Genomic DNA, 13816 nt, shown 5'->3' with positions numbered 1-13816 from the left:
GTAGAGCGTTGTATCAACGGGTGAGAGTGTGATGTCTGCAATCCGACAGCCTGCCAAAGGCGTTACCATGCCCGTCGGCGATCAGCCGCTGGCGCTGCACGAACCGGAAGAGGCCGGAGCCATGCTGGCGGAGTTTATCCACCGGCATCCGGGCCTGATGATACTGACTGGTGCCGGTGTCAGTACCGATTCCGGTATTCCTGATTACCGGGATGGTGACGGGGCCTGGAAGCGCAAGCAGCCAGTGCAGCACCAGGACTTCATGACCAGCCGGGAAGTCCGGCAGCGTTACTGGGGCCGCAGCCTTATTGGCTGGCCGGTCATAAGGAATGCCAGGCCCAATACCGCCCACCACCATATTGCCGAGCTGGAGTTGCGCAATCACAGCCGCCTGTTGGTCACCCAGAATGTGGATCGGCTGCATCAGCAGGCTGGTAGCCGTTCGGTGACGGATCTGCACGGCAGGGCGGATGAGGTTATCTGCATGAGCTGCGGTTACCGTTGCGCGCGTGATGAGGTCCATGAACGCTGCGCGGATATGAATCCGGGGTTCGAACAGTTTTCGGCGGGTGTCGCACCGGATGGTGATGCGGATCTTGAGGTGGATTTCTCCGGTTTCCGGATTGCCGACTGTCCATGCTGCGACGGAATTCTCAAGCCGGATGTGGTGTTCTTCGGGGACTATGTGCCGAAGGGCCGTGTGCACTCGGCGCTGGATACCCTCAAGGCCAGCGATGGCCTGCTGGTGATCGGGTCGTCGCTGATGGTGTACTCCGGTTTCCGGTTCTGCCGTTATGCCCGGGAATGGGGCAAGCCCATGGCGACACTGAATCTGGGCCGTACCCGTGCCGACTCCCTGGTGGATCTGAAACTGAACTCAGACATCAGCAAAACGCTGGCGGTATCCCTCAGCCAGCTCTGAGGGTCACCGGAAGGCAGTCACTGTCCGGCAACGCGTGTTCTGGCTTCGGCATCTACTTATACGCTTCCCTCGCCGGTTTCATTAGCTTGCTTAGATGAACGTTACTACATACTCCTACCGATTCCAGCCGGGCAAGGTTCGCTACGAATTTTTTCGGTTGCTTCCCATCTCGTTATTCGTGGTGGCGTTCGGTGCTGCCTTCGGTCTGGCCGCCGTGCAAAAAGGCCTTGAACCCCTGCAGGCCATTCTCATGAGTACCACCGTGTTTGCCGGTGCCTCGCAGTTTGCCGCTGTCGACATGTGGGGAAGCGAAGTCTCCCTGATTCCGCTGATGGCGGTGGTCTTCGCCATTAATTCCCGGCATTTGCTGATGGGTGCTTCGCTCTACCCCATGCTCCGGGAGATGCCCCCGGGTCGCCGTTATGGCCTGCTGCTGTTTCTGACCGACGCCAACTGGGCGGTATCTGCACAGGAATACCAGAGCGGCAAACACAACCTGGAAGTCATTCTGGGTGGCGGCCTTGCAATCTGGCTGGCGTGGATTTTCGGGACCTGGCTGGGGGTCTATTTTGGCGGACTGCTACAGGATCCCAAATCCCTGGGCCTGGATATGGTGCTGGGCTGTTTCCTGCTGGCCATGGCGCTGGGCGGCAACAAGTCGCCCCGCATCCTGGTCGCCTGGACCATAGCTGCCGTCTCCTCGCTGGCGGCCTGGAAATGGCTGCCTCCACACACCCATGTGGTGGTCGGCGCCCTGGCCGGCGGTGCTGTCGGTTTCTTCTGGCTGGAAAAGAAACCCCATAACAATACCGGTAACGCCAATGCCGAAGGGGAGGGCTCGTCATGACCGTCGAAACCACTACCGCCGGCATTCTGGGGCTGATCGCTGTGATGACGGCTGTCACTCTGGTGACCCGCTTCGGCGGCGTATTCCTGATGTCCTTCGTGACCATCAACCCTCGTATCGAGAGTTTTATCAACACCATGGCCAGCTCGGTGCTGATCGCCATCATCGTACCCATGGCGTTCAGCGGTGACGTCGGTGCGTTGGCAGCCCTGGTGGTAACTGCCATCCTTATGCTGACGCTAAAGAAGCCACTTCCCGCTATTGCGGCGGGCATGGCAGCTGCCGGTCTGGTTCGTTACGTAGGATTTACCGTTTTTTAGCGCTAACCGCCGAAGCAGGTCGGAGCAGGCAAGGCCTCCCAAAAATGTGCGGAGCCATGGATGGCAGAGCCCAAGCGTACATGGACGTATTTACAGCGTTTTTTGGGAGGCCTTGCCTGCTCCGACCGTCTCCATGGCACCGCACATTTTTGGGAGGGCCTGCCCGCCCGGGCCCCCAAGCTAATGCGTGGAATCAGACATCGGGTTTGTGTTGCGCAGTGCCAGCTCTCCAATTCCAGGTAGTTTGATGCCGAGTGCCAGAGGGTTAATTCCAAGTGATAATCCCAGTATGTTGAGTTCCACCCCCTCGCGGACCCCTGCAAGAACGCCGAAATAACCGCCCAGAGACAGTTGGTAACCGGCCCCGCCGGGAACTTCAGAAACAATGCCGTTGTCCAGGTAGTCCTTGCCAATGGCATGGTTGGGCAGGGCTACATCCATCTCGGGAATCCGGCGGATCACCCAGGCGACAAAGGTATTGCTGTTGGGCCCGGGCCAGGCTTCGTACTCAGTGGGGTAGGGGTACTCATCGATCACGTCCCCAAGTTGCGCGATAATCTGCTCCGCCTGTTCACCGCGGATATCGGCAATCAATTGCGGTGGCGCGCCGTACCAGGCCCGGTCCGGGTCGTCGCGCCTGGACTGGACGACGTAGTGACGCCACCCGGTGACCTCATGCACATAGTAGCTGTCGGCCCCCGCCTCCTTGGTGCTGATCCAGGTGTGCAGGGAAAAGTAGCCGCGCCAGTTGTAGGCACGGGCGCCGTAGACCTGCACCACCGCTTTTTGCTCCTGTTCCGGGGTGGGTGCCAGGCCGGCACTGGAGCGGTCTGCTGTCCGCCAGCTTCCGGAATCCTGGAATCCGGCGCATGCGGCCAGTAACAGTGGCCCTGCCAGCAGCACCGCCAGTGTCAGGGTAAGGCCGATCAAACACTGTTTTATCTTTTTCATGGGTATCCGGGGCGCGATGTGTGGTCAACAGTTTACGATGGAGAAGCACCAGAGTTCAGTCATTCGTTGAAGTTCCCCCGCCGAACATGGCCAGGTGTTTGCTGGTCAGAGTTTACTGGTATAGGCTGAAAATACAGGTATTCGAGGAACTTGCCTGACAATATACGGCCTATAACGCAGGAGGAGTCATGTCCGACCATCATGTTTACAAGAAGGTGGAAGTGGTTGGGTCTTCAAGGAAAAGCATTGAAGACGCCATTGAAAACGCGATTGCCGAATGCAGCAAGAACCTCCGCAACATCGAGTGGTTTGAAGTGCAGGAAACCCGGGGCCATGTTGTTGATGGCAAGGTCGGTCACTATCAGGTTGTGCTTAAAATCGGTTTCAGGATCGAAGGCAGCTGATATCCGGCAAACTGAATGAACCGGTAACAGAACTATGGGAGGTTCTACTATGGGTAAATGGGTTGAATGCTTTGTTACTGGCCGATTATTGCCAACTCAGACTGGCACACGGTAGACCATTTTAGTTTCCAGGATTGAGGTGAACCTGTGCTGACACAACCTCCACTGGTCAGAGAGAGCGATCTTCCCTTGATGGTGGACCTGTATGAACTGGCCATGGCCCAGGCTTACTGGACTTCGGGCATGGATGATACGGCGGTGTTCAGCCTGTTCTTCCGGGAACTGCCGGCCAACCGGAACTTCATTCTTGCCTGCGGGCAACAGAGCGTGGTGTCCGTCATTGAATCACTCAGGTTTACCGACGAACATATTGAACGCCTGGAATCCCTGAATCGGTTCAGGCCCGAATTCCTGGGCTGGTTGAGGGACTTCCGGTTCAGTGGTTCCATTTATGCGGTTGCAGAGGGCACGCCGCTGTTCCCCCAGGAACCCATGCTGGAAATTGAAGGGCCGATTGCCGAGGTTCAGTTGCTGGAAAGCCTGGTGATGAACTACGTGCACCTGGAGTCCGTTCTGGCCTCCAAGGCCGTTCGTTTGAAGTTTGCAGCACAGGGCCGGTCGGTTGTTGATTTCGGCATGCGCAGGACTCATGGCCTGGACGCCGCTCATCGTGCGGTAAGGGCTTATCGCCTGGCCGGGCTGACGGGTACCAGCAATGTGCTGGCGGGCATGGATTTCAACCTGCCCGTCTATGGCACCATGGCCCACAGTTTCGTGCAGGCGTGTACGAACGAACTGGATGCGTTCAGGGTGTATGCCGATCTGTACCCGGGTACAACGCTGCTGGTGGATACCTATGACACCCGCACGGCGGTCCAGCGAATCATCAACTGGCTGGAGCAGAATCCGGATGTGAGTATCGGAGGGATCCGCCTGGATTCCGGCGACCTTGCGGCAGAAGCACGGGACTGCCGGCAAATGCTGGATGAGGCCGGCCTGACCGACATCAGTATCATGGCCAGCGGTGGACTGGATGAGTACCGGATTGCGGAACTGGTATCCTCCGGAGCGCCCATAGACGGGTTTGGCGTGGGCACAGCCATTGGCGTCTCAAAGGATGAGCCAGCACTGGAGCTCGCTTTCAAACTGACGGAATACGCCAGCCTTCCCCGCATGAAAAATTCACCGGGAAAACAGTCGTTCCCCGGGCCAAAACAGATATTCCGGCGGCTGGGGCCAGACGGTTGCATCGTGCAGGATGTGGTTGCGGGCAGAGACGAAGTGTTTGACGGCAGCCCGTTACTGAAACCGGTGATGAAGTTCGGCCGGATAGTCGACGGTGCCATTGCCCCACTGGACGAGCGGGTCCGTTCGGCCGGCAAGGCCGTTGATACGCTGCCAGCGAGATATCGTTCACTGGATCCCATCGGTGAAGTACCGGTTGTCATCAGTGACTTTCTCCGGGCATTACAGCGGGAGGCGCTGGTTAAGGTCGCCAGGGGCTGATAAAGCCGGGTGTGGGCTACTTGAGCATCCTGTTCCTGATGAGGGTCACCAGCTGGTCCAGCATTTCCTTGGCCTGGCCGTCGTAGAGCATATGGAATTTCTCTTTCTGAACGGCCCTGTCATGGTTGGAGCTGGATGACAGGGAGTCTTTGCGCAGGTCCATGTAATGGCAGGCGGCCAGGTGCGCCTTGATGTGATTATCGATCAGTTGGGTGATCAGCTGGTCGATGTCGCCGTGGCAGAAGGGGCGCACCCGGTTCAGCGTGCTGCGGGCTGTCAGCGCTGCATTGCGGGCCTCAAGCCGGAGTTCGCCGGCCTGGTCATCGGCCTCAACAGCACGAAGAAACATTCCGAGCTTGTCGTGCAGCGACCAGACCACCGGCCAGATGGCCTCGTAAGCGGCTTTTTCTGCCGCGAACCGCTCACTGCCGGTAGCGTCGTTGCCGGCGGAGGCTCCGGGGCTATTGAACTGGGAAACCCGTAATTCGTCCATCTCTGCCCAGAGGCTGTCGACCCGTTGTTTCACGGTGTCGTTCTGGGTTGAGAGTTTCCGCCGGCTGGCGGTTCCGGATAAGATGGCAATCACTGCCACCACCAGCGCAGCAACCGCGATCAGCAGAACGAAGTGGTCGCTGCCCACAAGGTCAAAAAGAGTGTCCGCTTCCATGGCTGCCCGCTCCGTATAATGTCTGTAAGAACCTGAAGTCCGCTACTTTTCCGGTGCTGTCGTCCTGTATGGCAGGGCATTCTCGGCGTCCCTTGCATAAGCCATGACATGCTCCGCCTCTTCCCGGGTAAACCTGGCAATGGCCTCGCGAAAGCCGGGGTGCAGTATGCCATGCCACGAGTGGGTGATAACCGGCTCAAACCCCCGAACCAGTTTATGCTCCCCCTGCGCTCCGGCGTCAAATCGCGTAAGCGCCTGCTTGATGGCCAGCTCAATGCCCTGATAGTAACAGGTTTCAAAATGCAGATGGTCGAATTCCTCCAGGCAGCCCCAGTAACGACCGTAAAGGGTGTCACCGCCTGCAAGAAACAGGGCACCGGCAATCAGCTGGTCGTCTTTGACAGCCATGATGATCTGAAGCTGATCCGGCAGTCGCGCTCTCAACTCATGAAAGAATTCACTGTTCAGATAGGGCCTTTGTCCCCGTTTCAGATAGGTAGCCTGGTAGAACACATAAAATGCCTGGAGTATGTGATCGGGCATATCCTTACCGGAAAAATGCCGGAATGTAATGCCCTGATCGGCTACCTGTCTCCGTTCCCTGCGGATGGATTTGCGTTTCCGCGAGGTTAATGTCGCAAGGAAATCATCGAATGTGGTGTAACCCCGGTTATACCAGTGGAACTGACAACCGATACGGTGAAGTTCATCCCGGGTGCCCAGCAGTTGCTGGTCGCCAGAGTCGGGAAACAGCAGGTGCCAGGAATGGCCGCCAAGCTCTTCGGTGACAGACGCCAGCGCCTGGTGCAGCCGCTCCGGGGTCATCCACTCCCGAAGCTGTGGCGAAAATAACAGACGCGGCCCCTGGCAGGGAGTGAACGGTATGGCAATCAGCAGCTTGGGATAGTAATTCATGCCATGGCGCTGGTAGGCATCAGCCCAGGCCCAGTCAAAAACGTACTCGCCCATGGAGTGGGTCTTCAGATACGCAGGTGCAACACCGGCGAGCTGATCGTTCAGATAGAACAGCAGGTGGGCCGGGCGCCAGCCCGTGGCGGCCGTTGTGCAGCCGGATTGCTCCAAAGCCAGTAAAAACTCGTGGCGCAGGAACGGGCTGTCAGTGCCGCTGCATTGATGCCAGTGGTCTGGGCTGATATCACCAATGAATTGAACGGTACGGATCTTCAGTTCAGGGGTGCCGGAATCTGGCATGGTATGGGGCTCTCCGTGATTTACTCTTACCATACGCCAGAATCCGTCAGATGATCACCATGTAAAGGTTATGCAAAGAAAAATGATACAAAACAGTGTTGTTTGAGTGTCGTGATAGACTGCCGTCTGTAACAACGGAGGATTGCCATGCAGAACCGGGTGCTGTTGGTTGAAGACGATGAGGAACTGCGGGAATTGCTGGCCCGCTATCTGGCTAACCAGGGTTTTACCGTGCGCGAGGCCGCCAACGGCCATGACGGGCTGTCACTGGCGATGGGCCAGCACTGTGACATAGTGGTGCTGGATATCATGCTGCCGGATATCAGCGGCCTGGAAGTGTTGCGCCAGTTGCGGGCAAAAACCCACCTTCCTGTGGTTCTTCTGACGGCCCGTGGCGATGAAACCGACCGTATTGTCGGCTTTGAAGTTGGCGCGGATGATTACATTCCCAAGCCCTGCAATCCGCGGGAACTCATTGCCCGGCTTCAGGCGCTGCTGCGACGTGTGGCCTGGGACCAGGAAGTGGGCCTGGATGAATCCCGAACCTATGGCGACCTGAGGGTTGAGCCGGTACACCGCCGAATTTACCAGAACGATGCAGCGCTGGACCTGACCGCCACCGAGTACGAGGTTCTGCAGGTGCTCCTGGCTCATGCCGGCAGTGTGGTACGCAAGACGGACCTGATGCAGTGGGCCCTGGGGCGCCGTCTGGAAGCGTATGACCGTACGCTGGATATGCACATCAGCAACCTGCGGAAAAAACTGGGTAACGATGACCCTCCCCGCATTGAGACGGTTCGGGGGCTGGGGTACAGCTATCGGGTGCCGACATGAGCGGGGGGCTGAGGTTTTCTCTGTTCTGGAGGATATTCATTTCCATCTGGCTTGCCATGGCCCTCACCATGATTGTCGGTAGCCTGGTGACCCATACCCTGAAAGACCGGGAGCGTGAGGCTATCGAGCGCCAGGCCGGGTTGCAGGAACTCGCCATGGAAGCGTTGGCCGTGCGTGAGAACCAGGGCCGGGGCGATGCCTGGCGGTTTCTGAAAGAGCGGGGCAGCGAACTGGACCTGCATCTGTTCCTGATCGAGGCAGACCACAATGATGGCAGTCTGCCGGAATCCATCCGGGAGCGCATGGAATCCGGCGGCTGGTACCGTCAGCGGCCGGCTGTTATTGAAGTGGCGGAAGGATACCGGCTCGTGGCCTGGCCACGCCTGAGCGGCGAGGCCTGGCTGAATCCCCGGGTTTTTCAGTGGGTGGAACTGGCCCTGGCTTTTGTAATCATTACCCTCGCTTGTGCCTGGGTGGCCCGCCTGGTGTCACGACCCTTGAAACACATGGAGTCGACAGCGCGGGCGATTGCCGGCGGCGACAATTCCCTGCGTGTGGGCGATCGCATCACCAGGCGCAGGGACGAAGTGGGCGCATTGGCAACGGCTTTCAACGCAATGACCGAGCAGTTGTGCAGCTTGCTGGATCGCCAGACCCGTTTGCTGAGGGATATTTCCCATGATCTCCGCACGCCGCTTATGCGGCAGCGTATAGCGATCGAGCTGGCCAGCGAGGGAGGTGTGGATGAGGACCTGATGGCCTCGATCCTGCGCCAGAACGAACGGCTGGAGGCCATGACCTCCCAGATTCTGACCCTGTACCGGGTGTCTGAGCAGGGTGAGGACATTGAGCGCGAGGCTGTCCAGCCGATCCTTGTGATCAACGATGTACTCAGGGATGCTGCCGATTACGCCGAACACAGGGGAGTTGACTGCCAGCTCACCGTCGGACCGGAGTGCCGGAATGCTTCGGTACTGGGGGATAGAGGCTTGCTGCAACGGGCGTTCGACAATGTGGTACAGAATGCCCTGGACCACACGCCCCCGGGCAAGAACGTGCACGTTACGTTGCGGGCCGAGCGGCAACAGCTCATCCTCGAAGTCCATGACGAGGGGCCGGGAGTGCAGGAAGACGTGTTGCCCCACCTGTTCGAGCCCTTCTATCGCGCTGACAGGTCCCGGGGTGGCCAGGGTTGGGGGCTTGGCCTGGCCATCACGAAAGACATCGTATCGATTCACGATGGTGATATCAGGGCCTTCAACGGAGAGCGGGGTGGCCTGGTGGTGTCGATACGCCTGCCTGTATTTACCGGAGGCATCTGACCATGGCTTGCTGCCGCACATACATCTAACCGTCGGATAAATCAGCATCAGGAATTATCCATGTCAAAGGATTATCCCATACCGGCAGGTTTTCTGGAACGGGAAACCATCGTCAGGAAAAGCCGGTTTATCGCCCGCATTGCGCCTGTTTCATCGAGGGATGAAGTCAGGGGCTGGCTTGATCAGGCCCACGAAGATCACCCGGATGCCCGGCACATCTGCTGGGCCTATCAGATCGGGCGTCCGGGTGCTGCTGCGGAAGCGGCCATGAATGACGATGGGGAGCCCTCGGGTACCGCCGGGAAACCCATCCTCAGCGTGATTCAGCACAAGGACATGGGTGATGTGCTGGTAATGGTGATCCGGTATTTTGGTGGCATCAAGCTCGGGGCTGGTGGTCTGGTAAGGGCTTACGCCGGTGCTGCCGAGTCGGTGCTTTCCGCGGTTGATCGCGAGATCCAGAAGCCGATGGGGGAAGTGACAATCACCATGACGTTCGCCGATGAGCAGCCGGTCAGGCACTGGTGCGATCAGAACGGCGCCATGGTGGTTCATGTGGAATACGGTGCCGGTGTGACGATGACGGTTAGCCTGCCCGAAGAAGAGTGTGACGCCCTGGCCGCTTTTTGCGAGGCCAGGGCCATGCATTACAGTTTTGAAAGTTAGGGAACGTTTACCGAAACTCCGTTCGTCTACTGTGCGTATACTGGGTGATAAACCGCATAAAGAGGGGCAGTTGTCATCATGAGAGTTTTCCTTGTATCGCTGTTGGTTCTGGTGCTGAGCGGGTGTGCCAGTAATGTTGTAACAGATTATGATTCCGGCACAGTCTTCGGTAATTATGCGTCCTGGGCATTTGCGCCCAAGAAGGACGGCGAAAGCTTTACCTCCCTTGATGGCGGTCGTATCGAGAGTGCTGTAGAGCGGGAGCTGAATCGCAAGGCCATGAACAAAGTACCGGCAGACGAGGCTGATCTGCTCGTTGCCTGGGAGATTGTGGAGGAAGAGCGTCTTGAGCAAACCGGGGTAGGGCTCGGTTTTGGTTTTGGTAGTGGCAACTTTGGCTGGGGGCTGGCGTCGGCGCCGCCGGTCCGGGAAATTGAGGAAGGTAAGCTGGTGCTTGAACTGGTCGACACAGATACCGACCGCGTAGTCTGGCGCGCCGCCAGCCGGCGTTACCTGAACGAAAACCAGTCATCCGACACACGGCGCGAGCTGATCGATGAAATTGTGGCGGACATGTTTGAAAAATATCCCCCCGGAGTCTGAGGCACAGGGTCGATCCACGAATCAATAAAGAGGACATTATGAAGAACCGTTCTGGTGGGCTGGTTTTTTCCACGGAACAGGGGCGCATGTGCCCCGGTTGTCGACAACCCGTTGATGATTGTGAGTGTGGGTCGTCTTCGCCCCCTGCCGGTGACGGCATCGTGCGCGTAAGCCGGGAAACCAAGGGGCGCAAGGGCAAGGGTGTTACCCTGGTGACCGGTATACCCCTGAACGAAAAGGAACTGAAAGCCTTCGCCAAGGTGCTCAAAGCCCGGTGTGGAACCGGGGGTACCGTCAAGAACGGCGTGGTGGAAATTCAGGGGGACCAGCGGGATATTCTGGTGCCGCTGCTGCAGGAGAAAGGCTGGACGGTGAAAAAGGCCGGCGGCTGAGCATGGTTCTCCCCGAAAGTGGCAAATGGTCTGACACGTAATCTGTTAACCAGGGCGCTACAATAGTGCCCCGATTCAGTTGCAGACCAGGAGAGGACTTGAATGCACATACTGGTGCTCGGTGCAGGTGTCGTTGGTGTTACTACCGCATGGTTTTTGAGGCAGCAAGGCTACGACGTCACGGTTGTGGACCGGCAGAACAATGCAGGCACCGAAACCAGCTTCGCCAACGGCGGGCAGATTTCCGTATCACACGCCGAACCCTGGGCTAATCCCTCAACGCCCCTGAAGGTTCTCAAATGGCTTGCCCGGCCGGATGCCCCCCTGTTATTTCGCCCCCGTATGGATCCTGCGCAATGGCGCTGGGGCATCGCATTCCTGCGGGAATGCACGTCGGCCAGGGCTGCCCGCAACATGCGCGAGATAGTGCACCTTGGCATCTACAGCCGTGAGTGTCTGCAGGCCCTGCGCAAAGATACCGGGATCGAGTACGACCACCTTGAGAAGGGTATTCTGCATTTATACACCGATCCCCGGGAGTTTGAATCGGCACTGGAGCCGGCCCGCATCATGCGGGATCTGGGATGTGATCGTCAGGTGATTGATGCGGACCGCGCGGTTGAGCTGGAACCGGCACTGTCTCCGGTCAGACACCGGATTGCCGGAGCAACCTTTACCGCGGAAGACGAGTCCGGTGATGCCCGCAGGTTTACCCAGGCGCTGGCCTTGAAGGCTCGGAAAGCCGGCGTGGAGTTTCTGTACGGTACCGAGATTCTGGGTTTCGAAAATACCCGGGACAGGGTTCTCGGAGTGAATGTCATCCGTGAAGGCAGGCATCAGACCCTGCGCGCCGACAGCTATGTACTGAGCCTCGGCAGCTTCAGTGCCATCCTGGCCCGGAAGCTCGGCCTTTCCCTGAACATCTACCCGGCCAAGGGCTACTCCATAACGGTGCCGGTGAAGAATGAGGATGCGGCATTCAATGTCAGCCTCATTGATGATGAATACAAGCTGGTCTTCTCACGACTTGGTGACCGCATTCGTGTTGCCGGCACCGCGGAGCTGAGCGGCTACGGCCGGGAACTGAACCTGACCCGGTGCCGGTCGATCGTCAGGCGCACTGCTGAACTGATGCCAGAGGCCGGGCACTGGGAGCAAGCCGAGTTCTGGGCCGGGTTACGGCCGGCCACGCCCTCCAATGTGCCCTATATCGGCAAGAGCCATTTCGGCAACCTGTACCTGAATACCGGCCATGGAACCCTTGGGTGGACCCACTCCTGCGGTTCTGCTGCCGCGCTGGCGGATATCGTGGCGGGGCGGAAACCGGATGTGGACTTTGCGTTTACCGGGCTTTGACGGAGGTCGGCAATAAGGAGGGAAGGCGCCCCACACACCTGACGCGATGTGTGTGGGGCTGATCGAAGAAGATGTTACTGCAACTGATCCCGAATCAGCTTCTTGTTGATCTTGCCTACACTGGTTTTCGGAATATCCTCAACGAAATCAATCTGGTTGGGGATGGCCCACTTGTTGATTTCGCCCGAATCGACGAACTGCCTGAGGTGGTTCTGGATGTCCTCCAGGGAAGCGTCTTCACCGGGCTTCAGAGTGACGAGGGCATGAGGGCGCTCACCCCATTTCTCATCCGGAACACCGACGACCGCAGCACCGGCGACGGCCGGATGCTGGCTGATCAGGTTCTCCAGATCAAGTGAGGACAGCCATTCACCGCCGGTTTTGATCACGTCCTTGATGCGGTCCTTGATGGTGAGGGTATGATCAGGCTCCATGCTGGCGACGTCGCCGGTATGCAGCCAGCCACCTTCCCAGAGCTCCTCGCCTTTCTCGGGCTGTTTGAAGTAACCCTGGGTCAGCCATGGGGCGCGGGCAACTACTTCGCCCTTGGCTTCGCCGTCATGGGGCACAGGTTTGCCTTGCGGGTCCACAATCTCCAGTTCCACCATTGGCGCGGCAATACCGGTCTTAACCCTGATGGACGTCTGCTGCTCCAGCGGCAACTCCATGTCTTCCGGCTTGAGGTGAGATGCACTGAGCAACGGGCAGGTTTCAGACATGCCGTAGGCGGTATACATCTTGATGCCAAGCTTCGCTCCGGCGTTGCAAAGTCCCTTTGTCAGGGCACTGCCACCGATCAGCACGTGCCAGTTACTCAGATCTGCCGTCTTGATGGATTCGGTAGCCATCATCATCTGCATGATCGTCGGTACGCAGTGTGAGAAGGTGACTTTGTGTTCCTTCAGCAGGTCCACCAGCAGTTCGGGTTCATAACGGCCGGGATAGACCTGTTTGACGCCCATCATGGTGGCAGCGTAGGGCACGCCCCAGGCATGAACGTGAAACATTGGCGTCAAAGGCATGTAAACCGATGAGGAACGGAGCAAGGGCATTTCATCGAATGCTGCGATGGTTCCTGTCATGGCGAGGGTGTGCAGCACCAGTTGTCGGTGGCTGAAGTAAACGCCCTTCGGGTTGCCAGTGGTGCCGGTGGTATAGAAAGTGGTCGCTACGCTGTTCTCGTCAAAGTCGGGAAAGTCGAACTGGTTGTCCGCTTTGGCCAGCAAAGCTTCATATTCACCGATGGTATCGACAGGCGCTGCCTTTGCTGTGTCGCTGTCGGTCAGCTGTATCCAGGTTTTGACGGTTTTGATTTCGTCTTTTACACCTTCGATGATCGGGAGGAAATCGTCGTGTACCAGAACAGCGTCATCTTCGGCGTGGTTCATGGTGTAAACGATCTGCTCGGGAGACAGCCGGACATTGACGGTGTGCAGAATGGCTCCGATCATCGGGATGGCAAAGAAACACTCCAGATAACGAGGTGTGTCCCAGTCCATCACCGCAACGGTGTCACCCGGTTTGACGCCTGCATCGGTCAAGGCGTTGGCCAGGCGGTGAATACGATCAACAAGGTCGGTATAGGTGTACTTGCTGCGGTTGGAGTAAACGATTTCCTGATCCGGGTTATAGCGGGGACCGGATAGCAGGAGTTGCTTGATCAGCAGTGGATACTGATAGGCGTTTTCTGCCGGTGCCAGGATGCGGGTCTGTGCCATAACTCGGTACCTCTTTCTCAATTGTTTAATTTATAACGAGAAGGTCCTAAATCTGACACAGTTTTACGCTGACGGAAACCTTTGTGGATCAAAAAA

The 13816-nt window shown here is 57.9% G+C and carries 15 protein-coding genes; 11 read left to right on the top strand and 4 right to left on the bottom strand.

The features are described 5' to 3' along the window. The first annotated feature begins 67 nt into the window (after positions 1–67). From HLUCCO03_RS08290 to HLUCCO03_RS08280, 3 genes are all read left to right on the top strand, one after another. Positions 68–922 carry an NAD-dependent protein deacetylase gene (locus HLUCCO03_RS08290; protein ID WP_197025729.1) on the top strand — a complete coding sequence of 285 codons (855 nt, stop codon included), beginning with the start codon at positions 68–70 and terminating at the stop codon, positions 920–922. A gap of 94 nt (positions 923–1016) precedes the next feature. Then, positions 1017–1769 carry an AzlC family ABC transporter permease gene (locus tag HLUCCO03_RS08285; RefSeq protein WP_027832834.1) on the top strand — a complete coding sequence of 251 codons (753 nt, stop codon included), beginning with the start codon at positions 1017–1019 and terminating at the stop codon, positions 1767–1769. Further along, the gene (locus tag HLUCCO03_RS08280) at positions 1766–2089 is read left to right on the top strand and encodes an AzlD family protein (protein ID WP_027832833.1); all 324 of its coding nucleotides are present in this window, start codon (positions 1766–1768) and stop codon (positions 2087–2089) included. The genes HLUCCO03_RS08285 and HLUCCO03_RS08280 overlap by 4 nt, the downstream gene beginning before the upstream one ends. A 180-nt stretch (positions 2090–2269) precedes the next feature. Here HLUCCO03_RS08280 and HLUCCO03_RS08275 read toward each other — a convergent pair whose 3' ends face one another. Then, positions 2270–3040: a DUF3750 domain-containing protein gene (locus HLUCCO03_RS08275; RefSeq protein ID WP_027832832.1), complete on the bottom strand. Its 771-nt coding sequence runs from the start codon at positions 3038–3040 to the stop codon at positions 2270–2272. 188 nt (positions 3041–3228) lie between these two features. Between HLUCCO03_RS08275 and HLUCCO03_RS08270 the strand changes: the two genes are divergently transcribed. Beyond that, positions 3229–3444, top strand: coding sequence for a dodecin (locus tag HLUCCO03_RS08270; protein ID WP_027832831.1), 216 nt, complete (start codon positions 3229–3231; stop codon positions 3442–3444). A 147-nt stretch (positions 3445–3591) separates the two neighbouring features. Next, positions 3592–4950 carry a nicotinate phosphoribosyltransferase gene (locus HLUCCO03_RS08265; RefSeq protein ID WP_292016659.1) on the top strand — a complete coding sequence of 453 codons (1359 nt, stop codon included), beginning with the start codon at positions 3592–3594 and terminating at the stop codon, positions 4948–4950. 16 nt (positions 4951–4966) lie between these two features. Here the strand turns inward: HLUCCO03_RS08265 and HLUCCO03_RS08260 are convergent, their stop codons facing one another. After that, on the bottom strand, positions 4967–5617 hold the full coding sequence (locus HLUCCO03_RS08260; protein ID WP_027832829.1) for a hypothetical protein: 651 nt from the start codon (positions 5615–5617) through the stop codon (positions 4967–4969). Between the two features lie 42 nt (positions 5618–5659). Continuing rightward, on the bottom strand, positions 5660–6829 hold the full coding sequence (locus tag HLUCCO03_RS08255; RefSeq protein WP_027832828.1) for a GNAT family N-acetyltransferase: 1170 nt from the start codon (positions 6827–6829) through the stop codon (positions 5660–5662). A gap of 147 nt (positions 6830–6976) precedes the next feature. On the opposite strand from HLUCCO03_RS08255, the gene HLUCCO03_RS08250 reads away from it, so the two are divergent. The 6 genes from HLUCCO03_RS08250 to HLUCCO03_RS08225 all read left to right on the top strand — a co-directional run bounded on the left by HLUCCO03_RS08250 (position 6977) and on the right by HLUCCO03_RS08225 (position 12002). Continuing rightward, complete coding sequence (locus tag HLUCCO03_RS08250) at positions 6977–7663, top strand: response regulator transcription factor (RefSeq protein WP_027832827.1); 687 nt, start codon at positions 6977–6979, stop codon at positions 7661–7663. Further along, positions 7660–8985 carry a HAMP domain-containing sensor histidine kinase gene (locus HLUCCO03_RS08245; protein ID WP_027832826.1) on the top strand — a complete coding sequence of 442 codons (1326 nt, stop codon included), beginning with the start codon at positions 7660–7662 and terminating at the stop codon, positions 8983–8985. The genes HLUCCO03_RS08250 and HLUCCO03_RS08245 overlap by 4 nt, the downstream gene beginning before the upstream one ends. Before the next feature lie 60 nt (positions 8986–9045). Further along, the gene (locus HLUCCO03_RS08240; protein WP_027832825.1) at positions 9046–9651 is read left to right on the top strand and encodes a YigZ family protein; all 606 of its coding nucleotides are present in this window, start codon (positions 9046–9048) and stop codon (positions 9649–9651) included. Between the two features lie 78 nt (positions 9652–9729). Further along, a complete protein-coding gene (locus HLUCCO03_RS08235; RefSeq protein WP_027832824.1) occupies positions 9730–10254 on the top strand; it encodes a DUF4136 domain-containing protein in 525 nt (174 codons plus the stop codon). A 38-nt stretch (positions 10255–10292) separates the two neighbouring features. Beyond that, the gene (locus HLUCCO03_RS08230; protein WP_027832823.1) at positions 10293–10646 is read left to right on the top strand and encodes a translation initiation factor Sui1; all 354 of its coding nucleotides are present in this window, start codon (positions 10293–10295) and stop codon (positions 10644–10646) included. A 102-nt stretch (positions 10647–10748) separates the two neighbouring features. Further along, positions 10749–12002, top strand: a complete 1254-nt coding sequence (locus HLUCCO03_RS08225; RefSeq protein ID WP_027832822.1) for a D-amino acid dehydrogenase — start codon at positions 10749–10751, stop codon at positions 12000–12002. Positions 12003–12076: 74 nt separating this feature from the next. Here the strand turns inward: HLUCCO03_RS08225 and HLUCCO03_RS08220 are convergent, their stop codons facing one another. Further along, positions 12077–13720 (bottom strand): fatty acid--CoA ligase, encoded by a 1644-nt coding sequence (locus tag HLUCCO03_RS08220; protein WP_027832821.1) that lies wholly within the window; start codon positions 13718–13720, stop codon positions 12077–12079. Between the last annotated feature and the right edge of the window lie 96 nt (positions 13721–13816).

The organism is Marinobacter sp. HL-58, assembly GCF_001314605.1.
Lineage (GTDB): Bacteria > Pseudomonadota > Gammaproteobacteria > Pseudomonadales > Oleiphilaceae > Marinobacter.
This window is presented reverse-complemented; position numbering and strand designations above follow the sequence as displayed.

What these genes read in the sequence shown, in the direction of transcription:
- HLUCCO03_RS08290 (WP_197025729.1), top strand. Translation starts at nt 68, where the DNA reads ATGCCCGTCGGCGATCAGCCGCTGGCGCTGCACGAACCGGAAGAGGCC.
- HLUCCO03_RS08285 (WP_027832834.1), top strand. Translation starts at nt 1,017, where the DNA reads ATGAACGTTACTACATACTCCTACCGATTCCAGCCGGGCAAGGTTCGC.
- HLUCCO03_RS08280 (WP_027832833.1), top strand. Translation starts at nt 1,766, where the DNA reads ATGACCGTCGAAACCACTACCGCCGGCATTCTGGGGCTGATCGCTGTG.
- HLUCCO03_RS08275 (WP_027832832.1), bottom strand. Translation starts at nt 3,040, where the DNA reads ATGAAAAAGATAAAACAGTGTTTGATCGGCCTTACCCTGACACTGGCG.
- HLUCCO03_RS08270 (WP_027832831.1), top strand. Translation starts at nt 3,229, where the DNA reads ATGTCCGACCATCATGTTTACAAGAAGGTGGAAGTGGTTGGGTCTTCA.
- HLUCCO03_RS08260 (WP_027832829.1), bottom strand. Translation starts at nt 5,617, where the DNA reads ATGGAAGCGGACACTCTTTTTGACCTTGTGGGCAGCGACCACTTCGTT.
- HLUCCO03_RS08255 (WP_027832828.1), bottom strand. Translation starts at nt 6,829, where the DNA reads ATGCCAGATTCCGGCACCCCTGAACTGAAGATCCGTACCGTTCAATTC.
- HLUCCO03_RS08250 (WP_027832827.1), top strand. Translation starts at nt 6,977, where the DNA reads ATGCAGAACCGGGTGCTGTTGGTTGAAGACGATGAGGAACTGCGGGAA.
- HLUCCO03_RS08245 (WP_027832826.1), top strand. Translation starts at nt 7,660, where the DNA reads ATGAGCGGGGGGCTGAGGTTTTCTCTGTTCTGGAGGATATTCATTTCC.
- HLUCCO03_RS08240 (WP_027832825.1), top strand. Translation starts at nt 9,046, where the DNA reads ATGTCAAAGGATTATCCCATACCGGCAGGTTTTCTGGAACGGGAAACC.
- HLUCCO03_RS08235 (WP_027832824.1), top strand. Translation starts at nt 9,730, where the DNA reads ATGAGAGTTTTCCTTGTATCGCTGTTGGTTCTGGTGCTGAGCGGGTGT.
- HLUCCO03_RS08230 (WP_027832823.1), top strand. Translation starts at nt 10,293, where the DNA reads ATGAAGAACCGTTCTGGTGGGCTGGTTTTTTCCACGGAACAGGGGCGC.
- HLUCCO03_RS08225 (WP_027832822.1), top strand. Translation starts at nt 10,749, where the DNA reads ATGCACATACTGGTGCTCGGTGCAGGTGTCGTTGGTGTTACTACCGCA.
- HLUCCO03_RS08220 (WP_027832821.1), bottom strand. Translation starts at nt 13,720, where the DNA reads ATGGCACAGACCCGCATCCTGGCACCGGCAGAAAACGCCTATCAGTAT.